The organism is Pseudomonas sp. AM8, from assembly GCF_036346475.1.
In the GTDB taxonomy this organism is placed as follows: domain Bacteria; phylum Pseudomonadota; class Gammaproteobacteria; order Pseudomonadales; family Pseudomonadaceae; genus Aquipseudomonas; species Aquipseudomonas marginalis.
In genome coordinates this window covers 466112-491874 of the sequence record NZ_JAOTNX010000003.1, presented here as the reverse complement: position 1 = coordinate 491874, position 25763 = coordinate 466112, and the positions used below count along the sequence as shown (strand labels likewise).

At 58.7% G+C, this 25763-nt stretch carries 25 protein-coding genes and 2 pseudogenes; 11 read left to right on the top strand and 16 right to left on the bottom strand.

All coding sequences use genetic code 11. From position 1 onward, the window contains the following. Positions 1 to 353: 353 nt before the first annotated feature. Entirely contained in the window at positions 354 to 1262 is a 909-nt protein-coding gene (locus tag V3W40_RS11675; RefSeq protein WP_065946535.1) for a hypothetical protein, read from the bottom strand. A gap of 126 nt (positions 1263 to 1388) precedes the next feature. Between V3W40_RS11675 and V3W40_RS11670 the strand changes: the two genes are divergently transcribed. Beyond that, positions 1389 to 2510, top strand: a complete 1122-nt coding sequence (locus V3W40_RS11670) for a lactonase family protein (RefSeq protein ID WP_065946534.1) — start codon at positions 1389 to 1391, stop codon at positions 2508 to 2510. Between the two features lie 243 nt (positions 2511 to 2753). Here the strand turns inward: V3W40_RS11670 and V3W40_RS11665 are convergent, their stop codons facing one another. The 4 genes and pseudogenes from V3W40_RS11665 to V3W40_RS11650 form a co-directional block, all read right to left on the bottom strand. Further along, positions 2754 to 4811 carry a methyl-accepting chemotaxis protein gene (locus tag V3W40_RS11665; protein WP_065925053.1) on the bottom strand — a complete coding sequence of 686 codons (2058 nt, stop codon included), beginning with the start codon at positions 4809 to 4811 and terminating at the stop codon, positions 2754 to 2756. Between the two features lie 311 nt (positions 4812 to 5122). After that, entirely contained in the window at positions 5123 to 5818 is a 696-nt protein-coding gene (locus V3W40_RS11660) for a tRNA (adenine(22)-N(1))-methyltransferase (RefSeq protein ID WP_065925052.1), read from the bottom strand. Positions 5819 to 5831: 13 nt separating this feature from the next. Next, positions 5832 to 6542: a FadR/GntR family transcriptional regulator gene (locus V3W40_RS11655; RefSeq protein WP_137212726.1), complete on the bottom strand. Its 711-nt coding sequence runs from the start codon at positions 6540 to 6542 to the stop codon at positions 5832 to 5834. 61 nt (positions 6543 to 6603) lie between these two features. Beyond that, positions 6604 to 6693 (bottom strand): annotated as a pseudogene (locus V3W40_RS11650) (outer membrane lipoprotein carrier protein LolA); the annotation flags it as partial. A gap of 275 nt (positions 6694 to 6968) precedes the next feature. On the opposite strand from V3W40_RS11650, the gene V3W40_RS11645 reads away from it, so the two are divergent. Then, positions 6969 to 8330 carry an MFS transporter gene (locus V3W40_RS11645; RefSeq protein ID WP_065925050.1) on the top strand — a complete coding sequence of 454 codons (1362 nt, stop codon included), beginning with the start codon at positions 6969 to 6971 and terminating at the stop codon, positions 8328 to 8330. A 19-nt stretch (positions 8331 to 8349) separates the two neighbouring features. Next, complete coding sequence (gudD, locus tag V3W40_RS11640; protein ID WP_330215062.1) at positions 8350 to 9675, top strand: glucarate dehydratase; 1326 nt, start codon at positions 8350 to 8352, stop codon at positions 9673 to 9675. A 125-nt stretch (positions 9676 to 9800) separates the two neighbouring features. On the opposite strand, the gene V3W40_RS11635 is transcribed toward gudD, so the two are convergent. Together V3W40_RS11635 and V3W40_RS11630 are read right to left on the bottom strand one after the other, a co-directional pair. Continuing rightward, positions 9801 to 10190, bottom strand: coding sequence for an addiction module antidote protein (locus tag V3W40_RS11635; RefSeq protein WP_092354977.1), 390 nt, complete (start codon positions 10188 to 10190; stop codon positions 9801 to 9803). A gap of 1 nt (position 10191) precedes the next feature. Beyond that, positions 10192 to 10494, bottom strand: a complete 303-nt coding sequence (locus V3W40_RS11630; RefSeq protein ID WP_330215061.1) for a type II toxin-antitoxin system RelE/ParE family toxin — start codon at positions 10492 to 10494, stop codon at positions 10192 to 10194. Positions 10495 to 10710: 216 nt separating this feature from the next. Here V3W40_RS11630 and V3W40_RS11625 point away from each other — a divergent pair, with 216 nt between their 5' ends. Together V3W40_RS11625 and V3W40_RS11620 are read left to right on the top strand one after the other, a co-directional pair. Continuing rightward, entirely contained in the window at positions 10711 to 11361 is a 651-nt protein-coding gene (locus V3W40_RS11625; protein ID WP_330215060.1) for a hypothetical protein, read from the top strand. Between the two features lie 99 nt (positions 11362 to 11460). Then, positions 11461 to 11907, top strand: coding sequence for a hypothetical protein (locus V3W40_RS11620; protein ID WP_065925046.1), 447 nt, complete (start codon positions 11461 to 11463; stop codon positions 11905 to 11907). Positions 11908 to 11921: 14 nt separating this feature from the next. Here V3W40_RS11620 and V3W40_RS11615 read toward each other — a convergent pair whose 3' ends face one another. The 4 genes from V3W40_RS11615 to V3W40_RS11600 all read right to left on the bottom strand — a co-directional run bounded on the left by V3W40_RS11615 (position 11922) and on the right by V3W40_RS11600 (position 13976). Next, the gene (locus tag V3W40_RS11615) at positions 11922 to 12164 is read right to left on the bottom strand and encodes a hypothetical protein (protein ID WP_065925045.1); all 243 of its coding nucleotides are present in this window, start codon (positions 12162 to 12164) and stop codon (positions 11922 to 11924) included. A 12-nt stretch (positions 12165 to 12176) separates the two neighbouring features. Further along, the gene (locus V3W40_RS11610) at positions 12177 to 12656 is read right to left on the bottom strand and encodes a hypothetical protein (protein WP_065925044.1); all 480 of its coding nucleotides are present in this window, start codon (positions 12654 to 12656) and stop codon (positions 12177 to 12179) included. A gap of 138 nt (positions 12657 to 12794) precedes the next feature. Further along, the gene (msrA, locus tag V3W40_RS11605; RefSeq protein WP_330215059.1) at positions 12795 to 13301 is read right to left on the bottom strand and encodes a peptide-methionine (S)-S-oxide reductase MsrA; all 507 of its coding nucleotides are present in this window, start codon (positions 13299 to 13301) and stop codon (positions 12795 to 12797) included. Positions 13302 to 13394: 93 nt separating this feature from the next. Next, complete coding sequence (locus tag V3W40_RS11600) at positions 13395 to 13976, bottom strand: CGNR zinc finger domain-containing protein (RefSeq protein WP_330215058.1); 582 nt, start codon at positions 13974 to 13976, stop codon at positions 13395 to 13397. Positions 13977 to 14072: 96 nt separating this feature from the next. Between V3W40_RS11600 and V3W40_RS11595 the strand changes: the two genes are divergently transcribed. After that, positions 14073 to 15008 (top strand): alpha/beta fold hydrolase, encoded by a 936-nt coding sequence (locus V3W40_RS11595; RefSeq protein WP_330215057.1) that lies wholly within the window; start codon positions 14073 to 14075, stop codon positions 15006 to 15008. A 442-nt stretch (positions 15009 to 15450) separates the two neighbouring features. After that, positions 15451 to 15798, top strand: a complete 348-nt coding sequence (locus V3W40_RS11590) for a DUF6124 family protein (protein WP_330215056.1) — start codon at positions 15451 to 15453, stop codon at positions 15796 to 15798. Between the two features lie 156 nt (positions 15799 to 15954). Here V3W40_RS11590 and V3W40_RS11585 read toward each other — a convergent pair whose 3' ends face one another. Next, entirely contained in the window at positions 15955 to 16671 is a 717-nt protein-coding gene (locus V3W40_RS11585; protein ID WP_330215055.1) for a class I SAM-dependent methyltransferase, read from the bottom strand. 381 nt (positions 16672 to 17052) lie between these two features. On the opposite strand from V3W40_RS11585, the gene V3W40_RS11580 reads away from it, so the two are divergent. Next, complete coding sequence (locus tag V3W40_RS11580) at positions 17053 to 17568, top strand: hypothetical protein (RefSeq protein WP_330215054.1); 516 nt, start codon at positions 17053 to 17055, stop codon at positions 17566 to 17568. A gap of 240 nt (positions 17569 to 17808) precedes the next feature. On the opposite strand, the gene V3W40_RS11575 is transcribed toward V3W40_RS11580, so the two are convergent. From V3W40_RS11575 to V3W40_RS11565, 3 genes are all read right to left on the bottom strand, one after another. Continuing rightward, complete coding sequence (locus V3W40_RS11575) at positions 17809 to 18123, bottom strand: hypothetical protein (RefSeq protein WP_330215053.1); 315 nt, start codon at positions 18121 to 18123, stop codon at positions 17809 to 17811. 251 nt (positions 18124 to 18374) lie between these two features. After that, positions 18375 to 18995: a tyrosine-type recombinase/integrase gene (locus tag V3W40_RS11570; protein WP_330215052.1), complete on the bottom strand. Its 621-nt coding sequence runs from the start codon at positions 18993 to 18995 to the stop codon at positions 18375 to 18377. Positions 18996 to 19719: 724 nt separating this feature from the next. After that, the gene (locus tag V3W40_RS11565) at positions 19720 to 20124 is read right to left on the bottom strand and encodes a hypothetical protein (RefSeq protein WP_330215051.1); all 405 of its coding nucleotides are present in this window, start codon (positions 20122 to 20124) and stop codon (positions 19720 to 19722) included. Positions 20125 to 20550: 426 nt separating this feature from the next. Here V3W40_RS11565 and V3W40_RS11560 point away from each other — a divergent pair. Beyond that, positions 20551 to 20818, top strand: a pseudogene (locus tag V3W40_RS11560) (IS5/IS1182 family transposase); the annotation flags it as partial. 582 nt (positions 20819 to 21400) lie between these two features. Here the strand turns inward: V3W40_RS11560 and V3W40_RS11555 are convergent. Further along, positions 21401 to 22081 (bottom strand): EcsC family protein, encoded by a 681-nt coding sequence (locus V3W40_RS11555; protein ID WP_330215050.1) that lies wholly within the window; start codon positions 22079 to 22081, stop codon positions 21401 to 21403. A gap of 465 nt (positions 22082 to 22546) precedes the next feature. On the opposite strand from V3W40_RS11555, the gene V3W40_RS11550 reads away from it, so the two are divergent. Then, the gene (locus V3W40_RS11550) at positions 22547 to 24568 is read left to right on the top strand and encodes a methyl-accepting chemotaxis protein (protein WP_330215049.1); all 2022 of its coding nucleotides are present in this window, start codon (positions 22547 to 22549) and stop codon (positions 24566 to 24568) included. A gap of 96 nt (positions 24569 to 24664) precedes the next feature. Further along, positions 24665 to 25705, top strand: a complete 1041-nt coding sequence (locus V3W40_RS11545; protein WP_330215048.1) for an alpha/beta hydrolase family protein — start codon at positions 24665 to 24667, stop codon at positions 25703 to 25705. The last annotated feature ends 58 nt before the right edge of the window (positions 25706 to 25763 follow it).

Sequence of the window (25763 nt, the reverse complement as noted above, 5' to 3'; positions counted from 1 at the left end):
AACGCGGTGTTCTTGATGGGGCCGCTTCGCGGCCCGGCGCGGGGCAAGCCCGCTCACCACAGAAGCCCGCTCACCACAAAAAGTCCGTTCACCACTACGCGGGCGCCCCATCACAAAAGATCATCCCATTGCAGAAAACCCGTCATCGGGTGACTGAATGTATCCAGCCTGGAGTGACCTGGCTTTTGTGGTGAGCGGGCTTGCCCCGCGCCGGGCTGCGAAGCGGCCCCAAAATCTATCATCCGGGTTCACCTGGAAAAACGCGGTGTTCTTGATGGGGCCGCTTCGCGGCCCAGCGCGGGGCAAGCCCGCTCACCACAGAAGCCCGCTCACCACAAGAAGTCCGCTCACTACTAAGCGTGCGTAAAACCCGTTCCCCCGGCCACCTCGCCATCGGCTTGCGCCTTGTCCAACAGTTGCTGCACCCACGGCGCGTTCCGGGCATTGACCACGCCATAGCGGTCCGGCGGGAAAAACGCCCAGTGATGGGCGATTGCAGTAAGGCGCTTGAGCTCATCGGCCGCCAGCCAATACCCGGTGTCCAGCAAGGGCAGCGGTTCGCCGTCGAAACGTCGGCCCAGCATCAGGTTGGTGCCGGGGGCAAAGGTAAAGGCCAGGTCCTGGCAGGGTTGCAGTTGTTTGTCCGGGGCCGGCATGCTCCCGACGCGGTTGTAGGTGAAGTCGCCGGGGTATTCGTCCTTGAATACCAGCCAGTGGCCCGCCGTGGTCTTGGCGACGATCCACTGCGATACCCCGCTGCTCTGGGTGCGTTCGAGCTGGCCGTTTTTCCATTGCATCAGGGCGTTGCAGTCGGGATCGTAGTCCGAGGCCCACAGGCTGGTGCCCGACACCAGCGTGTGGCGCTCCAGCTCGACCACCCCCTGGTCCGGCATGGCCTGCCAGTAGCGCTTGATGGGGTCACGGGTATCACGCAGGTAGTTGCGCAGCCCCCAGGCCGCCGTAAAGACCACCGCCGCCAACACCTGCCAGGCAAAGGTGTTGCCGATAACTCGGTCCACGTCCAGGCCAGGCGCGAACGCGGCCCCGTACAGCCACACGCCCAGCATGAACACCAGGCTGGGCAGGAACACACCAAAGCACAGCGGCGGCAGCAGCACTTCGATCCAACTGAAGTGATGCCCGGCTGCATGCTCCCGTGCCCAGGCCTGCTCCTCGGCGAGCATCGGCGCCTGTTCGCGCGGGCCGATGCCGGGATCGGGGGCCTTGAAGCGCCAGTAAAGTGCTACGGGGTCGTTATTCATGCCGCGCATCATGCCCTTGGCGCGGGCAGAGATACAGCGCCCCGACCACCGATAAAACAATCATTGCCGAGACCCGCCTACAGTCATACGATGACTGATCACACCCATAACAATAAAGGATCACCCGTGAACAAACCTTTGCTCCTGGCCGCCGCCGTTGTCTGCGGCCTCAGTGCCCACGCCCACGCCACCACGTTTGCGTATATCTCCAGCCCCGGTGACGGGCTGATTTCCCAGTACCGCCTCGACGAAAGTAACGGCGCCCTGAGCCTGGTCGAGCAAGTGACGGCCGGCGATCAGGTCAACCCCATGGCCCTCAGCCCCGACGGCAAGACCTTGTTCGCGGCGTTACGGGTCAAGCCGTTTCAGGTCCAGGGCTTCAGCATCGACCCGACTACCGGCCGCCTGACGCCGCAGTCCAAGGCGCCACTGGCCGAAAGCATGGCGTACCTGGCCACTGACCGCGCCGGGCGCTATTTGCTCGCGGCGTCCTACGGTGCCGACACCCTCAGCGTCCAGCCCATCGACAAGCCTGAACCTATCCACACCTACAAGACCGGCCTGCATGCCCACTCGCTGCGCACCGACCCAAGCAATCGCTTTGCCTACGCCGGCAACCTGGGCACGGACCATGTGCTGCAATACCGCTTCGACGCCGCCACCGGCGCACTCACCCCGATCGGCAGCGGCTACGTGAGCGTGCCAGCCAACACCGGGCCTCGGCACCTGGCGTTTTCGGCCAACGGCAAGTACCTGTATGTGGTTGGTGAAATGAGCGGCACCGTCACCGCGTTTGCCATCGATGACAGCACCGGTGCGCTGACCCAGATTGGCGTGGCCAATGGCATTCCCGAGCATTTGAAACTGGCCCATGGTGAAGTGCGTGACGCGCGCAACAATGACCTGAAAGACGACCCGACGCCGCGCATCTGGGCGGCCGACCTGCGCCTGTCGCCGGACGGCAAGCTGTTGCTGATGAGCGAACGCACCAGCAGTTCGGTGTCGGCGTTTGCGGTGGATACCGCCACCGGCGGCCTGCGCTTTGTCGACAACTACCCGGTCGAGGAGAAGCAGCCGCGCAATATCGCATTCTCCCCCAACGGGCATTGGCTGCTGGTGACCGGTGAGAAAAGCGACAAGGTCGGCACCTATGCAGTCAGCGCCAACGGTGCGTTGAAGCGGGTGGGGGAAGCGGCGTCGGGCAAGGGGGCGCTGTGGATTGAAGTGCTGCGCACCCAGTCAGAGTAGGCCTCCACACATTTTCAAGGGGGCAATTACGTAGATAGCGTCTTATCCAACACCGCGCCAATCCGTAGCAGCTGTCGAGCGCAAGCGAGGCTGCGTCAGGCGCGCTGCCGATTCAAGCCCGAGTCGCGGCCAACGCAGCCTCGCCGGGCTCGACAGCTGCTACGGATGCCAATCCACCTCACGGTCTCACCGGTAGCAGCTGTGTTGGATAAGGGTATCTACGGGGGAGTATGCCCGCACGCCTCAGCTCAGGCGAAACCGTGCGGTGTTATCACTCAACGCCTGGCTGCCCTTGCTCAAGGTGTCTGCCGCACGGTTTACCGCGCGGGCGCCGTCCAGCAGGCGCCCGGCGGCCTGGTCGACTTGCTGGATATTGCCGCTCACTTCATCCGCCGTCGCTGCCTGCTCCTCCACTGCCGTGGCGATTTGCGCCAGGGTGTCGGTGACGTTCTGCACCGCGCCGGCAATCTCGCCCAGGCGCGTGCCCAGGCCGGTGACGGACTCGGCATCGGTCAAGGCCTGCTCGCACGCGGCGCCCATCAGCGTCACCGCCTGGCTCACGGTGGCGCGCAGACTGTCGACGGTGCCGGCGATCTGCGCCGTCGAGGCCTGGGTGCGTTGCGACAGGCTGCGCACTTCATCGGCGACCACCGCAAAGCCCCGGCCTTGCTCGCCTGCGCGTGCGGCTTCAATGGCGGCATTAAGGGCCAGCAGGTTGGTCTGCTCGGCAATGCCGCGAATGGTGTCGACCACCGATTGAATCTGCTGGCCTTGCTGGCTGACCTGCTGCAAGGCGTCCGAGGTGTCGGTCAGGCGCTGGTTGAGCTGCTGGATGCTGGCGGTGGTGCGCTGGCTGTCGCGGCTGCTGTCTTCGGCGATGCGCCGGGTTTGCTGGGCACTGCCGGAGGCCTGTTCGCAGCTGCGCGCGACGCCCATGGACGTGGCGGCCAACTGCGTGGCGGCGGCGGCGATCTGGCTGATCTGGTGCTGCTGGTCTTCGACTTCGCTGAGGGTGCTGCCCGATTGCGAATTCAGGGTAAGCACCGCCGAGCCAAGCTGCTGGGTTTCGTGATTGACGCCGAGCAGGCTGGTGCGCAATTGCACCACCGCGACGTTCAACGCGGTGCTGATCGCCGCGAGTTCGTCGCGCCCTTCTACCGTCACGGCCACGCACAGGTTGCCGTCGCGCAGAGACTCGGCCAGCGTAGTGATGCCGCTGGCGCTGCGACGGATGGACGCTTGCAGGCACATGAACAGGTACAGCGCCGCCAACGCCAACAGGCTGAACGTTGCCGCCATCGGTATGAATTGCGTGTTCGCGTGCTCGTGGTAGTAGTCCAGGCGCGCATCCATCGACGTCAGCGACTGAACACGCAACGCGCCAAGCGAGGTGAGCATGGCGTCGATACTGCGCTCGAAACCGGCTGTATCCAGCTTGATGCTGCCGCCGAACACGCCGTCGTCGAGCACTTTGAGTTCGTTATCCAACAACTGCAGGCTGGTGTCGTATTGCGCTGTCCACGGTTCCATCCCGGCGTATTGCTTGGCCTTGAGCGAAGCCGCAGCCTTGACCAGTTGATCCCGCGCATCGCCGATGCGGCTGCGCAAGTCGCGCATCTGCAAACGGCTCTGCAAGGTGAACTGCCCCGAGGAAATCGAGGACTGCCCCACACTGGCCATCCGCCCGATACGCTCGATCAGGTCGGGCGTTTGCTGGGTGCCCATCTGCATGAGCATGTAGGTTTCCAACCAGGGATCGAGGATCAGGCCGGCGTCGAGGGTGATCTGTTCGCGCAGGGCCTGCATCGCCGTCAGCGCGGAGGTGAAGCGGTCGTAGCCATCCGGCCACCAACCCACGGTGCGCAGGGACGCCGAGTCCATGCCCTTGACCGTGGCCTGCAACGCCTCGAAGCGGGCCAGGACGTCAGCGCCGGCGTTCTGGGTTTTCAGGGCATCACCGAGGGCCTGCAGGCTTTGCAGGATCAGTGGGAAATTGGCATCCACCTTATCCATCGCCGCCTTCGCCGCTGGCGTCGGGGCATGCAGGATGTCCGCCGCCTTCCAGCGCGCAGCCAGGTTACGTTGGGCGGTCAATTGGCCATCCAGCGCGTCCAGGGCCAACAGTTGACGAAGGCCGGACTGCTCAGCGGAAATCACGCTTAATTTGTCGCGATAGTCCTGGCCGATCATCCACAGGCTGCCCGCCAGGGGCAGCATGAACAGGAAGAACAGGATCTGGAACTTACGCGCGAAGCCGAAACGTCCGAGCAGGCGGATACCGGGTGATAAAAGGCTGTGCATGTCCACTCCCAAAAACAACCCACGCGTTAGACGGCAGGCGAAGCCTTGAAATGACTAACGGCAAAATGCCATGTCATTGATTAGGTTGGCACTCGCAAGATACGGGCCGCTGCTGCACAGCCCTGAAACAGGGCACGCGACGCGCCAAAGCGGCCCGAAGCGTGCGCGAAAATGGGGCAAAAGCACTCAGTCGCGACACAGGCATTGTCACCCGCAGAGACGACTGCCCGAGGCGCGCGCTGAAACGCCCTCAATCACCACAGCCTATCGGCCGCCCATGGGGAGAACTTGAAGGGAGTCCGGCGGCCTATTTACGCCAGCAGTCGGGTAATCCACTGGACCTGCTGGGCGATGGCTTGCGCCTTCGCCTGCGGTACCCGCTGCCGAGCCTGCTCAAAGCCCGCCAGGGTGCGTTTTTTCAGGCGCAACGCACGCTGCCACTTGGCGAGGAACGCCGGGCTGCGGGCCTGCAGGTGCAAGGGGCCGAAGTACAGCTCCTCAGCGCTGTACACCACGGGCTCGGCGCGCTCGGCCATGATGATTTCATAGTAGAAGCGGTTTTCGTGCAGCAACTCCTCACTGAGGATGCGGTAGCCATTGCTCATCAACCAATAGCGCAACGGCTGTTCGCCGCCGTTGGGTTGCAGGATCAGACGTTCGCGGCCGCTGAGGTGGGCCTTGCCGCTGTCGAGGATGTCGCGGATCGTCTCGCCGCCCATGCCGCACACGCTGATCGCGGTGATCGCGTCCGCTGGCTCTATCGCCGCCAACCCATCGGCCAGGCGCACCGTGACGTGCTGCTCCAGGCCATTGTCGCGCACGGTGCGCTGCGCCGCGTGGAACGGCGTGCTCGCCACCTCGCCCGCCACCGCCGCCTCAATCACGCCACGGCGCATCAAGGCCACCGGCAGGTAGGCGTGGTCCGAGCCGATATCGGCCAGCCGCGCGCCCCTCGGCACCTGCGCGGCCACGCGCTCCAGGCGCATGGACAAGGTGTGTTCGTTCAACCTGTGTTCCTTTTTATTCGCCGGAAAATCGATCCCGGCTGTTGGTCAGATGCAACACCATCGCCGCCCTTGCGGCATCCGGGTCCTGGCGCTTGATCGCGTTGAAGATCGCCTCATGCTCCAGGTTCGCCAGTTGCCCGAGCTTGGCAAAGTCCGCCCCGCCGCGCTCGTCACCCTTCACCTGGGTACGCGGAATCATCGCATTGCCCAGGTGCTGCATGATCTCGGTGAAGAACGTGTTGCCGGTGGCTTCGGCGATCAACTGGTGAAAACGCTTGTCCTCTTCCACGCAGCTGTCGTTGTTGGCCAGCGAGGCCTGGTAGTCGTCGAGAGCGGCGCGCATGTGGGCCAGCTGCGTGTCGGACCTGCGCACGGCGGCCAGCGCCACCGCCTGCACTTCCAGGCCCAGGCGCAGCTCGAGCATGTTGCGCACGCTGGCGACGGTGTCCACATGCAGGCGCAAGCCTTGCTGGGCCCGTTGCGCCAGCACAAAGGTGCCGATGCCATGGCGCGTCTCCACCAGCCCCGAGGCTTGCAGCTTGGACAGGGCCTCGCGCACCACGGTACGGCTCACCCCATGCTCGAGCACGATGGTGGATTCGGAAGGCAGTTTTTCACCGGGCTTCAACTGCCCAAGCAGGATGCGCTGGGTCAGGGCGTCGAGCACGCCTTGGGCCAGGTTGTTGGAGCGTCTACGGATGGGAGGTCCGCTTTCAATGGGCATAGTTACGAATCCACGGGGTTGGGCAGGAGCGAGCTTAACATCCCGCCCCACGGCGTAACCCCACTGTAGGAGCGAGCTTGCTCGCGAAAAACCTGAGGGCGCCGCGTTTATCCAGGATGCCCGCATTATCGTTGACGTTTTTCGCGAGCAAGCTCGCTCCTACAGGTTAGGGCGCGAGTGAAAAAAGCGCCAAACTTGTATGACAACTAATATTTATGGCCGCCAGCCCCACCCTTTCCAGAAGCCTCCTCAACCTTCTTAAAAACCCACACAGACCCGCAAAATAACCAGATCATCACTAAAACCTGGCCCTTACAAACACAAAAACATCATCACCGCATTGCGAATCTAAGAAACTCACTTGTATGATGTCTATCAACAAAACACGCAAACCCGCATAAAAACAATCAGGGGGAGTTTTGAATTGTGAACAATTCAAGCCATGCATCTGCCGCACCAGAAAGTGATCCGGTCCTCGCGCGCGCCGTGAGCAAAGTGAAGGGCCATGTGCTCCCACTGTTCGTGATCATGTTCATCCTCAACTACATCGACCGGGTCAATATCGGCTTTGTGCGCACGCACATGGAACATGACCTGGGCATCGGCGCCGCGGCCTATGGCTTCGGTGCCGGGCTGTTTTTCATCGGCTACGCGCTCTTTGAAGTGCCCTCCAACATGCTGCTGCAAAAGGTCGGCGCGCGCATCTGGCTGACCCGCATCATGTTCACCTGGGGCATCGTCGCCACGCTGATGGCGTTCATCCAGAACGAAACCCACTTCTACATCCTGCGCTTCCTGCTGGGCGTGGCCGAAGCCGGCTTCTTCCCCGGGGTGATCTACTACTTCACGCGCTGGCTACCGGGGGTTGAGCGCGGCAAGGCCATTGCGATTTTCCTCAGCGGCTCGGCGGTGGCCTCATTGATCTCCGGCCCGCTGTCAGGCGCGCTGCTGCAGATCGAAGGGTTTGGCTTCCACGGCTGGCAGTGGATGTTCGCCATCGAAGGCCTGGCCTCGGTAGTGATCGGTTTCTTTGTGTGGTTCTGGCTCGATTCCAAGCCCCACGACGCCAAATGGATGACCCGCGAAGAACAGGATGCGCTGGTCAACGCCATCGACCAGGAACAGCGCGAGCGTGAAGCCCTGACCAGCGTCAAGCCGACCCTCGGCAAGCTGCTCAGGGACCGTCAGATCCTGCTGTTCTGCGCCCTGTACTTCTGCATTCAACTGACGATCTACGCGGCGACGTTCTGGCTGCCCAGCATCATCAAGAAGATGGGTGACCTGAGCGATGTGCAGGTGGGTTTCTTCAACTCGATCCCATGGCTGATCTCGATCATCGCCATGTACGCCTTCGCGACGCTGTCGGGCAAATTCAAGTTCCAGCAGGCCTGGGTTGCGGCTGCGCTGTTGATTGCCGCAGCAGGCATGTTCATGTCCACCACCGGCGGGCCGATCTTCGCGTTCGTGGCGATCTGCTTTGCGGCCATTGGGTTCAAGTCGGCGTCTTCGCTGTTCTGGCCCATCCCACAGGGCTACCTGGACGTGCGCATCGCCGCAGCCGTGATTGCCTTGATCAACTCCATCGGCAACCTGGGTGGCTTCGTTGCACCGACCACCTTCGGCTTTCTGGAGCAGACCACCGGCTCGATCCAGGGCGGCCTTTACGGCTTGGCCGGCACCTCGGTGCTCGCCGCTATCCTGGTGTTCTTCGCCAAGACCTCGCCCGCTGCCGTATTGGCCTCGCCGGGCGCCGTGCCCACCGGCGCTGCCATCAGCAAATCTCTCTGAGCCTCTTTAGGAATTAGCCATGAATACTCCCGTCATCACCCACTTCCAGGTCATCCCGGTGGCCGGTCACGACAGCATGCTGCTCAACCTCAGCGGCGCCCACGGCCCTTACTTCACGCGCAATATCGTGATTCTCAAGGACAGCAGCGGCAACACCGGCGTCGGTGAAGTGCCCGGCGGCGAACGCATCCGCGAAACCCTGGAAGACGCGCGCAGCCTGGTGATCGGCCAACCCATCGGCCAGTACCAGCGCGTCCTCAACCAGATGCGCAGCGCCTTTGCCTCACGGGATTCGGCGGGCCGTGGCCTGCAAACCTTTGACCTGCGCATCACCATCCATGCCGTCACCGCCATGGAAGCCGCCCTGCTCGACCTGCTGGGCCAGTTCCTCGAAGTGCCGGTGGCCGCCCTGCTCGGCGAAGGCCAGCAGCGTGATGCAGTGAAAATGCTCGGCTACCTGTTCTATGTCGGCGACCGCAGCGCCACCGACCTGGCTTACCGCAACGAAGCCGGCAGCGACGACGCGTGGTTCCGGCTGCGCCATGAACCCGCCCTGACCAGCGAGGCCGTGGTGCGCCTGGCCGAAGCCGCCAACGCCAAATACGGCTTCAACGACTTCAAGCTCAAGGGCGGCGTATTGAGCGGCGACGCAGAGATCGAAGCCGTCACAGCCCTGGCTGAACGCTTCCCCGATGCGCGCATCACCCTCGACCCGAACGGGGCCTGGTCATTGAAAGAAGCCATCCGCCTGTGCCGCGACCAGCACCACGTGCTCGCCTACGCCGAAGACCCATGCGGCGCCGAAAACGGTTACTCGGGGCGCGAAGTCATGGCCGAATTCCGCCGCGCCACGGGCCTGAAAACCGCCACCAACATGATCGCCACCGACTGGCGCGAAATGGGCCACGCGATCCAACTGCAATCGGTGGACATCCCCCTGGCCGACCCGCACTTCTGGACCCTGCAAGGCTCGGTGCGCGTGGCGCAGATGTGCCATGAGTGGGGGCTGACCTGGGGCTCGCACTCCAACAACCACTTCGATATTTCCCTGGCCATGTTCACCCAAGTGGCCGCCGCCGCCCCGGGCGACATCACCGCCATCGACACCCACTGGATCTGGCAGGACGGCCAACGCCTGACCCGCGAACCGCTGAAAATCGAAGGCGGCTATGTGAAAGTGCCGGCCAAGCCCGGCCTGGGCGTGGACATCGACATGGACGCCGTGGCCAAGGCCCACGAACTGTACAAAGGCATGGGCCTCGGCGCACGGGATGACAGCGTGGCGATGCAGTTCCTGATTCCGGGGTGGCGTTATAACAACAAGCAGCCTTGCCTGGTGCGCTGAAGCACTGGGTTCTGGGGCGGCTCGGTCTCCAGAACACCATCAATCCAATGTGGGAGGGGGCAAGCCCCCTCCCACATGGGTCCTCGGTGTTTTACAAGGGTTGTGGTCGCTCGCTAAACCGCGCGTCAGGGTTTACCGGCCAAAGCCCGCTTTGCTCTTGCAGCTTTCTTGACTGCCACCGCCGCAATCGGCTGCACCGTCAGTTCCACGCCTAACGCCAGCATCAACTTCTGAATCGTCTCATAGCGCGTTTTAGAACCGCCTTTCAGCGTTTTATACAGGCTCTCGCGATTAACCCCCGCAGACTCCGCCACCTTGTTCACGCCCTGGGCCTTGGCGACCTCGGCAAGCGCTTTCATGAGCACCTGCGGGTCTTGAGATTTCATGCTCTGCGCCAGATAAGCGCTGATGGTTTCCGGGCTATCGAGGAAGCGCGACGCTTCATAGACGCTGGTACCGGAGGTATCAAGATCGAGGATCGGCATGTCCTCTGGTTTGAATTTCGATTCGCTCATTTCATCTACCTCTCAGGGCATCAAGGATCTCTTTTGCCTGTTTGATTCCTCTGTTCTGGTCGGTTTTATCACTGCCCCAGAGCATCAGGTAAGCAGTGATGCCCGTACGCACAAAGTAAATTCTGTAGCCGGGCCCGACAAACACACGCATTTCACTCACCCCATCGCCTACGGGTGCACAATCGCCGAAATTGTTTTCCTCGGCTCGGTCTAACCGTGTGAGAACAGCGGTTTTTCCATAAATATCGCTCATGCCGTCGAGCCATGTATCGAACTCCGGCGTCCTGCCGATCAGATTGGTCACAAAATTATTTGTAGCCTACTGGCTACTCCTTGTCGATGCCAGTGAATTTTGAGTCCGGAATACTCCGGAAGAAAAATCCTAGTCCAGCGCTCGCATAAGCAGCCGATCGATACTATTAGCGCCTGTGTCTAACCTTCACCACACCTCAGCACCTGCGCATTCGCCCGCTATCACGGTGGCTGACACTCCGCCATCGGCGGCAAACTGAGGCGGCAAATGATAGAGATGAAGCCCAAAGAAAACGTCCTGCACAGCCGCTTCACTTTGCGTAAAATGCGAGCCGTTCTCGATCAGGAAAACTCAACCCAGGAGGGGTACCGCTTGAAACCGCTTGACACCCACGCGCCACAACACGCCGACACGGCCGTCACACGACTTAAGCTCAAAGACCAACTGGCCGTAGACCCTTACAAGGCATTGGCACTGCTGGAAAGCACCCTCCTCTGTTTTGTAACGACGGCCCTTATGCTGTTCGTTGCACACAGCGTCGGCCTAACCGACACATTCAAGAGCAACGTCCTCTATGGAGGCACCCTGGGTGCATGCATAGGGGCGACCTACAGGATGTACCACGATGCCGCCCTTTCCGAGTGGTGCATGGCCAGCCCTGTCAGCCCTGCGGCGCTGCAAAACGCGATGCTTGCCTTGAAGTATTCCGAGACGCAGGAAGGCGTTTACTGCCCCAAGAAACGTATGTTCACCCCATTCCATCGGTGCGATTCAGAGCGGATCACGCTCACCACACTGGATGGAGGCACACGCTTCACAGGCCCCTATTTCAAGCTGAAAGCGCTGTCGGCCACGCAACTTGCTGATGCGCCCGAAGCGCAAGAAACCGACCTCACGCCACCAACGGTGCACGTCTGATCAATTACGCGGGTTCCTGCCTCGGTATCGGAACGCACCACTGAGTCCGTGAGGCCGTCGTGCCGCCACTGCGGACCTCAAACGCAAGGAAACCAGGACATGGCAACAGCAAAAACCAAAAAGGCGTTTGTGTATTCGGCATGGGGGCTACTGTTTTTGAGCCTGGTCGGGGTTTTAGTCATACAGGCCTTCCAGGAAACACCCCAGCCCAGTAAAACCACCTTCCTCAGCGACCTCATCATCGTGACCGCGCGAACGACGCCCGGGAATCGAAAGATCGACGAGCATCTAACCTTCGTTCGCGCGGAAGCGGCCAACAGTCACGCCCTCAAGTTCTATTACACGTTGGTCGATTACGATACCCATCCCGAGGACGTTGACTTGGGCGTGATGAAATCAAGCATCACCAAGGCTGTCTGCGCCGCGCAAATGCCAAGGGACCAGTCCATCATTTCATTGGGTGGCACCTTCATTTACATATTCGGCAGCAAAAACGTAAAAGAGGTTGGGCGGTTCGAAATCAACAAGCAGAGCTGTAATGGCTAATGAGCTGGCCCCCTTCAACCAACTCGCTCGAACCGCCGCCGCTTCAGGAACAACCCCACCCCCAGCGCTACCGCAAAGATCGACAGCAGCCCCAGGTCAGCCCCCCATGGACGGACCTGGCTCGCCGCCACGCAGCCGACCACCCCCGCCGCCACCAGCAGCCCACCCAGCCACGTGCGAAGCAGGTACGGTTTAACAAACCGATCGAGCAGAAAAAACAGCACCAGGGCCAGGACCAACTGGGTAATGTCAGACATGTGCTTCTCCCGTCAGGTCTTGATGATCAGTGTCGAGGCGCTGCGTTGCGGGCCGATGCCGCCGTTGACCTGCGCTTCGATGCTGACCAGTACGTCGCCGGCATGATAGGTGGGCAGGATTTCATTGGCATACATGCGCACACCCGCGCCAACAGGAACACCCACGTAAGGGGAAGCCACAGCAGAAGTGGCGCCAGCGAAGGCACTGGCGGCCAGGTTAGCGATCCTGGTGCGCTGGGCATTGAGGGCGTCGCCCTGTTGCCGCGTCAGTGGCTTGGAGATGCCGATCATCATCACGCACGGCAGGCTCTTGGCCAACATCTTGTCGTACACCTCGACGACCTTGCTGTTGACCTCGTAGTGGGCACTTTTCGCCTCGCCAAAATGCAGCTCGCGCAGGCGTCCGCGTTCACTATCGGTAAGGGTGATCTGCGAAACGTTGAACACGATCCCGTGATTGCCCATGTATTGGAACGTCCCTTCGAACTTCATCGCACGCATCCTTTCGAGCCAAAGGCGGGGATTCTCTAGAAGGCGGGCAGTGGATTCAAGGCAAAAGAAACGAAATGAGGAAATGGGGGGCAGGCCGACCTCCCCTGTCGCGACCTTTCCCCCCGCCGCTACTCACGCTCACGCCCGCGTGGGCAACTTCCAATTCGGCCGGATGAAGTGGCAGGTATACCCGTTCGGTATCCGCTCCAGATAATCCTGATGCTCCGGCTCCGCCTGCCAAAACTCCCTGGCGGGCTCAATTTCCGTGACCACAGGCCCCGGCCACAGGCTGGAGGCATCCACGTCAGCCGCGGTAGCTTCGGCAATCTCCCGTTGCTGCTCGCTCAGGTAGTAAATCGCCGAACGATAGCTTGGTCCCAGATCATTGCCCTGCCGATTCGGCGTGCTCGGGTCATGGATCTGGAAAAAGAACTCAAGGATCTGCCGGTAGGAAATCACCGCCGGGTCAAACACGATCTCAATCGCTTCAGCATGGTTGCCATGGTTGCGGTAGGTGGCATTCGGCACATCGCCACCGGTATAGCCGACGCGCGTGTGCAGCACGCCGGGGTAGCGTCGCAACAGGTCCTGCATGCCCCAGAAGCAGCCGCCGGCGAGGATGGCGGTTTCGGTTGGGTTGGTCATGGTCTGTCCTTGCGGTTAATGGAGACAGGGATAGTTATGGGGCAATGCTGGGCAATACCAAGTTCAATCAAAGAAAAACTGCCCCCTATCGACTCAAGGTTTATTCCTGGAACGAAACGCCGCCACCTTCATCCGGTTGCCGCAGGTCGCCATGCTGCACCAGCGGCGGCGGTGTGATTTGCTCAGGTCATGGAACAGCAGCACGCAGTCGTGGGCCTCGCACTGCCGGACAAATTCAAACTTATCGTTCGTGACCAAGCCCACCAGCGACTCGGCCACCGGCCCAAGCAGGCTGGCCGGGCTGCTGTCCCGAGGACGCGTGGCAAGCCGAAATGCCTTCTGCTCCTGCGCCCATTCCAGCCTGCTCACCGGGCGACCCGCTTCAAGCACCTGATTGATCACCGCGAGATCGACGGGAACGCCTGTCATTGCCGCATTCACCACCGCCCTTGAACTCGCCCGAAGCGAACGAGCGAGGGCCAGCAGCCCACTCGGCGCCTTCGGGTCAAGCTGCTCGGGCAACAGGCCCGCCTGGGTCAGCCAGCTCATTACGCTGTGATCATCGGTGAAGCAGTCATGGCGCTGATCCCCCACCCCGTACTCGGAGTTGATGAAATCAAGGGCCAGGTTGTCGGCCAGAAAAAGTGCGCCTGCGGCAGTGCTGTTCGGATTCATGGGCGGCCAGTAACCAATAAAATATGTTTGACAGGTTACCAAACCCAGGCATAACCTTCAAACACCAACTTTAACGGTTACACAGGAAGCCACATCATGACCACGTCCAACACCACGGCCGCTGCCGGACTCACCGCCGCCTTGCTGATCAGCGGCGCGGCCCATGCAGACAACACAGTGCATTACCGCTACGAGCAGGTCGGCGACGTAAAGGTGTTCTACCGCGAGGCGGGCGACCCCAGCGCGCCGACCGTGTTGCTGCTGCACGGCTTCGCCGCCTCATCCTTCATGTTCCGCGAACTCATGCCCGAGCTTGCCGACCGCTACCACGTCATCGCGCCGGACCTGCCGGCATTTGGCTTCACCGAAGCCCCGCCGCGCGGCGAATACGCCTACACCTTCAGCCAACTGGCGAAGACCATCGGCCAGTTCACCGAACAGCTCAAACTCGATAAATACGCACTGATGGTCCACGACTACGGCGCCCCCGTAGGCTGGCGCATGGCCGTCGCCCATCCGGAGCGAGTGACCGCGATCATTTCCCAAAACGGCAACGCCTACGAAGAAGGCCTGGGCGCCGGCTGGGCCCCTATCCAACGCTACTGGCACGCCCCGACCCAACAAAACCGTGAAGCCCTGCGCGACTTCCCAACCCCCGCCTCGATCAAGTGGCAGTACCTGGAAGGCGTGGCCGACAAAAGCTCGGTTTCACCCGATGGCTACACGCTGGAAGGGCTGCAAATATCCCGTCCAGGCAATGCCGACATCCAGCTCGACCTGGTGCTGGACTACGCCTCCAACGTCGCGATGTACCCGGCCTTCCAGTCCTACTTCCGCCAGTACCAGCCACCGCTGCTCGCGGTATGGGGAAAGAACGACCCGTTCTTCCTGCCGGCCGGCGCCGAGGCGTGGAAGCGCGATATTCCCAAGGCGGATATTCGTTTTTATGACACCGGGCACTTTGCGCTGGAAACCCATGGGAAGGAGATCATTCCGGTTATACGGGCGTTCCTGGACAAGAACCTCCAGTAATCGACGCAACCCTATGTAGGAGCGAGCTCGCTCGCGAAAAACGTCAACGATAACGCCGCGACTCTGGCTTCACGCAGCGCTCCAAGACTCTTCGCGAACAAGCTCACGCCTACCTGTAGACAGGTCCTACAGCAAGCTTCACCACCTTGCTCCGTTGCCTACAGTTGCGTCAGAATCCGCCGGCTTGTGCGCTTGAGTGGGCGTCTCTAAGGTGGCCCGGTCGCTGACAACTCAGTGATCGGGTTTAGTAGCCCGAGTGACAACATAAAGTGCATGAGCCTCATCGATCAGATGTTCTTGTCTGTACTTGATGGTGGCTGTGCGCAGGGCGCCCTCGGGCGCGCCGGCTTTGTGTGTTTCCCCGGTCTACTAACCTGCGTACAGCCGCCACCCTCTCGTTTAGTAGCGAAAAGGTGTTGGCCCTAAAACAGGTACAACACACATGTACAAAGTCACGCCTAACCCACCGAACGATCCCGACCTGAAACTGAATCAGGCGGCGCATCGTGCGATTGATCACTACCTCAACGCGGGCGCCGAACCGCCCGGGCCGCCTCCTCCACCTTCGAATACGCTGTTCAGCGTTGCGGACGATGTCAGCAGTGAAGTGCTGATTGCCAATAGCTATGAGACTTTTTCTTCGGTGACTGCGTTGTTGCTGGACCTGTCGGATGAGCTGACGGGGAAGCAGCGGGATGTGGCGTTGGCGATTCACCAACTGAGTGAGTTGGGGGTTTTGTTGGTGGATAAGTTGATGGAGCGGGAGGGGGCTGCTGGAGCGGGCACCTAACCTTCCACCAACTCGATAGATCGCTGAGTCGTTGTGACTCACTTTGCAAAGACTCGGCGATTTTCTTTCGGAATAAATAGACCCATACCCTAACCCGTCTTCACCCGAGTTCGTGATCGACTGCTTCCGGCCAGAAGCAATCATTCGCGGCCATGTTCAGACCACTTTGCAAGTCAACCACGCCCCCCAGAAAAGGCTGCTGAAGAAACGGGTAGCGTCTCCAAATCCGGCGTCATGCAATAGTTTCTGAACCGCCGCCTCGGAATGTGGAGGATCAGCGCCTTGAAGGATTTTCCCAAGCTTGACCTTCACTTCATCCGCGCTGGCCCCATGCTGCCGCCACCGCTGCCCCCAGGCCGCAAGCAGTAACGGCTGGCTGGCGTAAGCGTATTGATTCCCCGCGACAATCAGCGGCGCACCCGGTTTTAGATGAGCCCGAATGGATCGTAAAATTTGTCGCTTGGCGTCATCTCCATCGAGATGATGGAGTACACCGATCAAGGTCGCTGCGTCGTATGGCTCGTCTGCTGCCAGGTCTTCAACTTGCCCAAGATGCATGGCCGTTCTTTCAAGCAAGTTGTTTGCCTCTAACTGCTGCTTCGCTGCCTCCAGCATCGGTTCGGATGGGTCAACGGCCGTGAAGCGCCAACTCGGTTCAAGCTTGGCCATCGCAATAATCTCCTGCGCCGTACCGCCAGCGCCAACGACCAGTATTTTTGCCGAACTTGCATTGCCCAGGCTTGCCGCCAGCATGCACGCAGCCAAGTCTTGGCAGGCGTCATATCCAGCTAGGGCAATACGGCTCTGTCGTCCGTACTCATTAGCTCGTGAGGTATCAAATTTTTCAGCTGAGTCGAAAGGGGATGATTTCAATGCGGTTCTCCATGTCCTGAAATCAAGCTACGTCAGACACAGCAATAATAAAAATTCATTAATTTTATGTGACGCATTCCTGCAAGGAATGTATAGCTCAAAAATTGCTGTTTGCTTGAGCTGATTCAGCCTCTTATCGACAGTCAACTTTGGGTGGTTTTTTGCCTCTTGCGACAGGGAGAAAACGGCCAAAGGCGGACAGTTACGCGGAGTTAGCAGCCCTTCCTTGAAACTTGAAGGCGTCTATGAAACTACGGACGATTCCACCCGCCTATATTCCGATGCAACCTCTTGAGGGCGCGCACTTTGTTTCAAATAAGTGGCAACATTTACGAGGCTGTGCCAGCATCCGGCTACAAACTTTGGCAAGGAAGCTGAGCAATGCTCGATGCTCTGGAAGGCACGCCACTCTGGGTTTACGGCGCATTTTTCTTGGTCTGTTACTACGGGTTGAGTGCCAGTAAAACCAGTCGTGAAAGTCAGCGGTCGCTGATCATCACACCGGTTGTTTTTGTGATCTGGTCACTCCTTTCTCTCAGCTACGCGGATCGCGTTGAGTTGACCGTGGGCAGTTGGTTCACGGGAATGCTTTTAGGGGGCTTAGTCGCATTTGCACTATTTCATCGACGCGGACTGACTATGGACGAGGAGGGCAAGCACCTGATCGTGCCTGGGACATGGAAAGTTCTTGGTATCTCACTTCTCTTTTTTACCGTGAAATACTTCATCGGTTATCAAGCTGCCGTACATCCAGAATTTTCGGCCACTGTGGAAATGCTCGTCCTTGCTGGTTCCGCATCAGGGTTTACCGTTGGCTTGTTCTGCGGACGCGCGGGTGTCTTCTACTTGGTGTGGCTTGCACTGCGAGATGCCCATGAAAGCAAACGCACTATTTGAACTCGCTCGTTGATAGCTCGATGCACTCTAATAGAGAGGATCGGGCAGTTAGCGACAGGCTGTCGTAGTGTTCATTGTTTGGTCCGGAGCGCGGCTGGTGCTGAAGTCGTAAACGACAGCGGCTTTGTCGCAGAACTGGGTCGGAAGCAGTAAGTTGCATTTACCTATAGATACTTGGGCCAATTCACCCTAAAGAGTTCAATACCGACTCCCTCAATACCGTGCGATGCCTTTGTGGCTTCATTGCGACGACTCACAAGCCTTCAGCGGCTCCCTGGTGCGCAATGCACAGACGTCGAAACCGTCACGCCGGGTGTAGCCCCCTCGCTTCATACAAACAAATCGCTGTGCCCTCTCCTGGAAGCTGGCATTAGGATCGATGCCGGAGCCATTCTTCTCACCGCAAGCTAGCATGGACGCTAAGACATCCTTGCTGCTCGCTCCCGGCTTCTCCCATAAGTCGGCATCAGCCGTAGGGGGCTGAAAAGGCTCGCTGAAACATGCGGTGACGAGGGGGCAAATCAACAGCGCAAATACCGCATTTTTTAGCCACATGATCAATCTCCTTATTTTCTGGTGCCGACAGGCATCAGCGCAGGCTCGCCTTCCGGTCAATAATCTTGCACAGGCTTGTGACCACCTTCATAACAGCTGTGCATGGTCGTGACACTGGTGAAGATGTTGCCCAACTCCTTGAACAAGCTACTACCCTCAGGTATCACGCTGAATCGTCCCAAATTTCGTGAGGACGACTGACCGATTTGGCCCGTTAGAGACGGCCTGACTTCGTCCGTCGCTATGCATGATTAAACCTCAGTATGTTCCGCCATCTCTAGGGCGTCATCGACCTCAATCCCCAGATATCGAACAGTGCTCTCCAGCTTCGTATGGCCGAGCAGCAACTGAACCGCCCGCAGGTTCTTCGTTCTGCGATAGATTAGTGATGCCTTCGTACGTCTCATTGTGTGAGTCCCATACATGGCTGGATCAAGGCCTACGGCTTTCACCCAGCCTTTGACGATACGAGTGTATTGACGAGTGGATAGATGGTCTGAGGTATGCAGCCGGCTAGGAAAAAGGCAGTCCTCGCTGCGTAGTTGTGCCTGATCTATCCAGGCCACGAGAGCTGACCGTGTTTGCTCAGTGATCTCAAACTGCACTGGTCGCTGCGTTTTCTGCTGCATCACCATGGCTCGTGATGATACGTGCTCGCCATGGGCGACATCGCGCACGCGGAGCTTGGTTAGGTCGCAGGCTCGAAGCTTACTGTCGATGGCCAGATCGAAGAGAGCTAGATCCCGGGTTCTTTCCGTAATTTGAAGCCTTACTCGGATGGCCCAGATATCTCTCAGTCGGAGTGGGATTTTCTGCCCGACTAGTTTTCCTTTGTTCCAGGGCTGACGGCTGCAGGTAGCGATGATATTCATGACAAGTCCTCCAGGTGTGGAAAGACAAGGATGGCTAATCAGAGCGACGGTCGCTAACCGGCCAAAAGCAGTCATTGGGATGCTGAATTAAATGCGGCGGGAATCTTAATTGATTTGGGTTCGAATATCTCCCTCATCGCCAAATCTCAAAAACGCAAGCCTTATATTCTTCTAGATAAAGCCGGTGTTTGTGGTTTTTTTCATCCGAAAGATACCACTACAGTCGATCACTGACGCAGGTGTGCTGCGCAACGCTGAACGCGAACCGGACGCTTACGCTTACGCTTACGCTTACGCTTACGCTTACGCTTACGCTTACGCTTACGCTTACGCTTACACTTACACTTACGCTGGATGCTCAGTTCACTATGGTGAACCATCAATGTGCAGCTTGAATGTCTGGGTTCTGCTCTAAAGCATCATCCAGCAAAACCTTTATATCAGCGCCCTGCAAGAATATCTGTTCCGCATATAAGCCAATAGACATTAATTATGATGCCTGAATCTGTTCACCTAAGAGCATTGATAATTCTATCAGTGCATATGCCAGTTGGTTCTCGTAATCCATTAGCTGAGCACAGATTATACCAAGTTGTGCGCGTGTTTATCATGTCTATACGAGGCCCTCCCCCAGCGCTAAGACAGTCTCATTATCATGTGATGTGTCTTGATATTTGAGCTGTTGGTGACTAGTTGGACTGAGTAATTCACGCGCTAATTTTATCTATACGGTTGTTGAAAACCGAGATTGCGAAGAAAGAGAGCCTACGTCTAAAACCTCCCCACCCACGGCCTCTGCTATCATTGTGGCGCGAATCGCTCCTGAATCAGGAAGGCTCAAGTTTCTTAAATTTTCAGAAAACTTATTGGAAATCTCTACTACACCGGATTTATAAATTGTGGCAACAAGCTGGTTATTCTTTACAACAGTTTGAACTGCATTCTCGGGTGAGTTATCAGCAAGAAGGCGTCCTTCGCCTCGTCCTACCGCTTCCGCTTTACGAAGACCTTCAGCCACATTCTCTAAGGTATGAGCGAAATTAGCAGGCAGTTTCACTTGCGGCAGATTCATGTCTGCAATGCTGCGTGACATGTTTGTCGTTAAACGTATGCCTTTGGAAATATCCATAAAATAAATCTCCTTCTATTCAAACAAGGCCTACCGCTGGCAAGTTACGCCAAAGCCAAACCGTGTAATGAGGACTCGATATACGAAGCTTCAGTAGCCGACAATACGTTGTAGCTGCTATCACCGGCAATAGTAGCCATACTTATCTCCATAAGGAGTATTAATGTCCGGCCGTAAGCGCTGTTCGAAATAAGAGCCTCTGCACACACAAACCCTAGCATATGGCTGACATCATCGTGAAGCTCTTCCTCAGCACCTCACGTTGAAATTTTGTGGGGAGAAAATTTGTCAAGTTCTGATGGGCTGTACAAGATCTATTTTTTCAAACGGAGGATCTGTTAAAACCCTTTAAAATCAATTAGGAAGCTCTGAAGAAGACTTCCAGATTTGGCAAAAATACCCAACTGCCACCCGTCGAGTTTTCCGATGAAGCAGGCGACCTTCGCGGATGCCGAGTACGCCGGCAAACGTAAGCAGACCCGCCGCGAGCGCTTCCTGATTGAGATGGATCGGGTTATGCCCTGGACGGGTTTGATTGCCTTGATCGAGCCGCATTATCCAAGGGTGACGGTGGTCGTCCGGCCTATCCGTTGCTGGCCATGTTGCGGGGTCATCTGATGCAGAGCTGACTCGGCTACAGCAATGCAATGATGGAAGGGCAGTATACGAAACTACTATTCTGCGCCAGTTTTCGCAGGCGAAGGTGTTCGCCTACTAATTAAGAGGACATCAGGCCTTGGCTTTGGAGGGCTGGGTAGATGACTTGGCCGGACGCATACGAAAGGTACGCCCCCGGAACCGTGATGACGGTGCACTATAGGAGGTGGGTTGCATTGGAAAGGAGTGAATCGCCCCTGATTTTCTAGACGCCTTTGACTGGCTCCTTTTGGCCGATTCTGTTGAAAAAGTCGGCTTCGGTTTCCCAGGCACAAAAGTACGTGTCTGAGATTAAAATCTGTGTTTTGCGCAAAAGGTTCAGGACTCGGATTTCACGTAGCTACGTGCAAAAGAGATGTTTTCACCCAACAGTATTCGAGCGTTTCGGGCAAACCGACTTTTTCAACACAATCGGCCGGTAGCTGACGCTCATCAACGACCCCTTTTGACCCATAGCAGTCGTTCGGCGAGCTTGGTTTCAGGATGATGGTGTAACGGCCACGGCGGAGGCGCCTGGTCACCATCGCCAGCTTAGGGTTATTGTGGTGACGGAGATTTTGCTGCTGACTTATCGTAAGTCGCCGATGGACCGTTTGCGCGGCCCAGTTAACGCTGGTAGTTACTCCGCAGTCGCCTCTTCTTTCAGATTCAGGCGGAAAGTGTCGCGAGCGGTTTTACCCACGTAGGTGGTGAGCGCGTAATTTGCCGTTCCGCCGACGATGACTCCGATTCCGAACGGAATCACTTTTGCTGCAGCTTTCTGAGTGAACGAGATGCCGATTTTAGCGAACAATTCCTTGATGATCTGAAGGGTCGGCCCCTTCAAATATTGATGCACCATACGCACGCCGGCCTTGCTGGCGATTTTGGTTGCGCTGGAAGACCCCATCTGCTCCAGGGAGCCGTACAACGCGATGATGTACGACATGTGCTTGGCATCTTCGTTGGACATCTTGCCGTTGATGGCCACCGCCAGGCACATGGTCATATCGATCTGCAGCTTCATGCACACCGAGATATCCGCTACTCCTCCCCCAACAGCGCTCACCAAAGTGCCGATACCGGGAATGACACCCGGAAGAGCAGTGGCTGCGCCCGAGGTCGCGGCCAGCTTTGAATAGCGGCTGATGATTTTGTCGACAACTGCGTCTTGAATCTTTTCGTCAGTGGCGGACGGCGCCGAGCTGCGTGCCTGGCTTTCATACTGGGTAACCAGTTCACGGGCGTCCTGCGGACTAATGGCGATGGCCTCCACCATCTTCATCAATGAGGAGCTGCCTTCTTCTTTTCCTGTCGTCATGTCGGATTCCTTTCGAGAGATATTTGTCAGCTGTTTTCGAGGCTGAGCGCTAAGGCGGAGGGTGGCACAGACAATATCAAATTGACTCTACACTAATGACTATGCGTCGCGAAGGGGCGACGACATTCTGAATAGAGGTCGGGCAAGAAAGACTTGTAAGCAGAACGGGCATAAGACGGCGCCCGTCCACCAGTCAATGGCCCAAGGTATAGCAAGCGCAACCCGCAAGCTAAGACCTTGGAGACTTTGTTGACGGCTGTTATCACGACAAATGCGTCAAGAGCGCTCGTGCCCATGAAATGTCTGCTTCTGGCCAAAAGCAGCCCCTCTATAAACACCAACCTAAGAACACCCGCGTCCATCCGTCGCATCCCCCACCCTCCCCCTCCAGCCCCCACCCAACCTGCCGATAACCCTACTAATCACATGCCTACCCCCGCATCCCCACCCGACCGAGCCCACCCCATGAATCCACTCTCCCTCCTGAAAAAATCCCGGCCCGCTCGCCAAGGCACCACCACCCTCACCAGCACCGCCAACAACCTGGACGCCGCCCTCACCGCCCTACGCATCAACCCCACCCTGATCACCGGCTTCATCTCCCCCCATCTGGACATCGACGCCATCGCCGCCAAGCTCAAACGCCGTTTCCCCCAGTCCACCCTCAGCCTGTGCACCACCTCCGGCGAGCTCTGCAATGCGCCCGGTTCGTTGTATTGCGCCACGGGCGAGCGTTGGGACCGGGTGGTGTTGCAGTTGTTCGACGACAGTCTGATCGCCTCGGCCGAGGTGGTGATGGTGCCGTTGGAGTGTGAGGACATTCGCGATGGCGGTAAGCGGTTGGGGATGCAGGAGCGGATTGTCAAGTTGGTGGCCAATATCAAGCGGGTGCAGGTGCGTACGTCGATCGATCATCGCGATACGTTGGCGTATGTGGTGTTCGATGGGTTGTCGGCGTCGGAGTCGTTTTTCATGGAGGCGCTGTATGAGTCGGGGCGGTTTCCGTGTTTGTTTGTAGGGGGATCGGCCGGGGGTAAGTCGGATTTCCAGAAGACGCTGATTCATGACGGCCAGCGCAGTTATCAGAACCATGCGCAGATTGTGTTCCTGAAGACGGCGGCCCATGTGCGGTTTGGGGTGTTCAAGAGCCAGAACTTTAAACCGGCGGATTTGACCTTCAGTGTGCTGACGGCGTCGGTGGAGGACCGCACGATTGACCAGGTGATCGACAGCAGCGGCAATATCAAGAGCATGGTGCAGGCGCTGTGTGATGCGTTCAGTTGCGCGCCACAGGCGTTGGAGTCGAAGCTGGCGGATTATTCGTTTGCGATTCGGGTGGGCAGTGAGTTGTTTGTGCGGTCTATCGCGCGTATCGATTATGAGCAGCAGATCGTGCAGTTGTTTTGCGACGTGGCGCCGGGCGAGGAGTTGGTGATGGTGCGGCGGACGCCATTGCGGGAGGCGACGCGCCTGGATTATGAGCAGTTCCTGCGCGGCAAGGGTGGCCAGCCGGTGGCGGGGATTTTGAATGACTGCATTCTGCGCCGGCTGAACAACGGCTCCGAGCTGGGCAGCATGGCCGGCATTTTTGGAGATGTGCCGTTGGCGGGGTTTTCGACCTTCGGGGAGATTTTGGGCCTGAACCTGAACCAGACGCTGACGGCGATTTTCTTCTTTCGGGTGGCCAAGGGTGCGAGTTTCAGTGATGAGTACGTGGACAATTTCATCGCCCATTACGGCGAGTTCAAGGCGTTTTTCCTACGGCGTCAGGTGAAGAAGCTGGCGGGGTTGAACCATGTGGTGGTCAAGCAGATTACCGCGTTCAAGAACAATGACTTCACCGACACCCTGAATACCCGAGGCCTGGACCGCAATATCCTGCCAGTCTTCGAGGGCCTGGCCGACTTGGGCCTGGTGTTGGCCCAGGCCGAGCGTCAGCAGGAGGACATCGCTTCGCAGCTCAAGCATTACTCCGGCGAGTTGCACGCCTCGATGGATGAACTGGTGGGCACGATTGGCCAGCAGAACAGCGTGTCTGCCCAGGCCGGGGCCACGGTGGAGGGGCTGTCGAGCCAGGCGGATGTCGCGGTGCAGGGCGCACGTACGCTGGCGGGGTCGAGTTTGCGTATTCAGTCGATTGTGCAGGTGATCCAGCAGATCGCCGGGCAAACCAATTTGCTGGCGCTCAACGCGGCCATTGAAGCCGCGCGCGCCGGCGACCTCGGCCGCGGCTTTGCGGTGGTGGCAGACGAGGTGCGCAAGCTGGCGGAAATCACGCGCAAGAATGCGGCGGAAATTGGTGTGGATATCGACTTGTTGTCGAGTGAGATCCAGCGGGTGGCCCAGCAGATTGAAGACCAGTCCACCGGGGTGGGTGCGCTGCGGGAGATGCTGGATGTGCTGGAGGCGTCGAGCCGCGCCACCGAAGGCACGGCGCAACGGACCAAGACCATTGCCGATACGTTGACCGGGCTCACCCATGCGTAGGCGCTAGCAGCAGGTAAAAAAACGGCGCGGGGCTCATGGCACTGAACGGGGAATTCAGTGCATGATGCGTCGCTCATATCAAGGACGATAACAACCGTGAAAAACGCCCTCGCCGCCCTGCTATTGCTGTGCCTGACCGCTCCTGCCTTCGCCGCCGAAAACCCCGTCGGCTTCAAGACCGTCACCCTGCCCGATGCGCAAGACAAGCGTCCACTTGAGCTGGTCGTCTGGTACCCCGCCACCACCACCGCCAAACCTACCCTGATCGCCGACAACGCGGTGTTCATCGGTGCCCTCGCCGTACCCGACGCCCCGCCGGCTGCCGGTGAGCATCCGCTGGTGGTGCTCTCCCACGGGTATGGCGGTAACTGGGGCAAGCAGGTGTGGCTGGCCAGTGCGTTGGCGCATCAGGGCTACATCGTGGCGGCGGTCAACCACCCCGGCACCACCACCAAGGATCGCAACCTGCAAACCGCCGCGCAGTTATGGCAACGCCCGGCCGACCTGAGCCGCGTGATCGACGCGGTATTGGCCCAGCCGAAGCCATTTGGCGCGGTCGCGAATGGCCAGATTGCCGCCGTGGGCCATTCCCTTGGCGGCTGGACCGTGCTGGAAATCGCCGGGGCGCGCTTCGACCCCGAGCTGTTCAGCCGCGACTGCAGCGCCCACCCCAAGCTCGGCGGCTGCATCGGCTATCAGGAGATGAATCCCGCTGGCACGCCAGAAGGTAAAGCGCGCTTGGCGGCGGATTTGAGCGACAAGCGCGTCACCGCCATCGTGTCCCTGGACCTGGGCCTGTCGCGCGGCTTCACCGACGCCAGCCTGGCTGCGCTGCCGGTACCGGCGCTGGTGATTGCGGGGGGTGTGCCGTCGGAAGATATGGACCCGCAGTTGGAGTCCGCTGATATGGTCAAGCGCCTGCCTGAAGCAACGACGAAGTATGTGGAGATCAGCGACGCCACCCACTTCAGCTTTATGTCGATCTGCAAGCCGGGCGGCATGGCGTTGATTGAGGAGAGTTCGCCAGGCGACGGCATGATTTGCCGCGATGGTGAGGGGGCTCGGCCACGGGCGGTGATTCAGCAGCAGGTGGTGGGGCTGATCAGTGAGTTTTTGGGGCGCAAAGCGCCTAACTAAAGAAAAGGCTATTCAAGAAAAAACGAATCAAATACGATGCATAAGTGTATTAACCCTC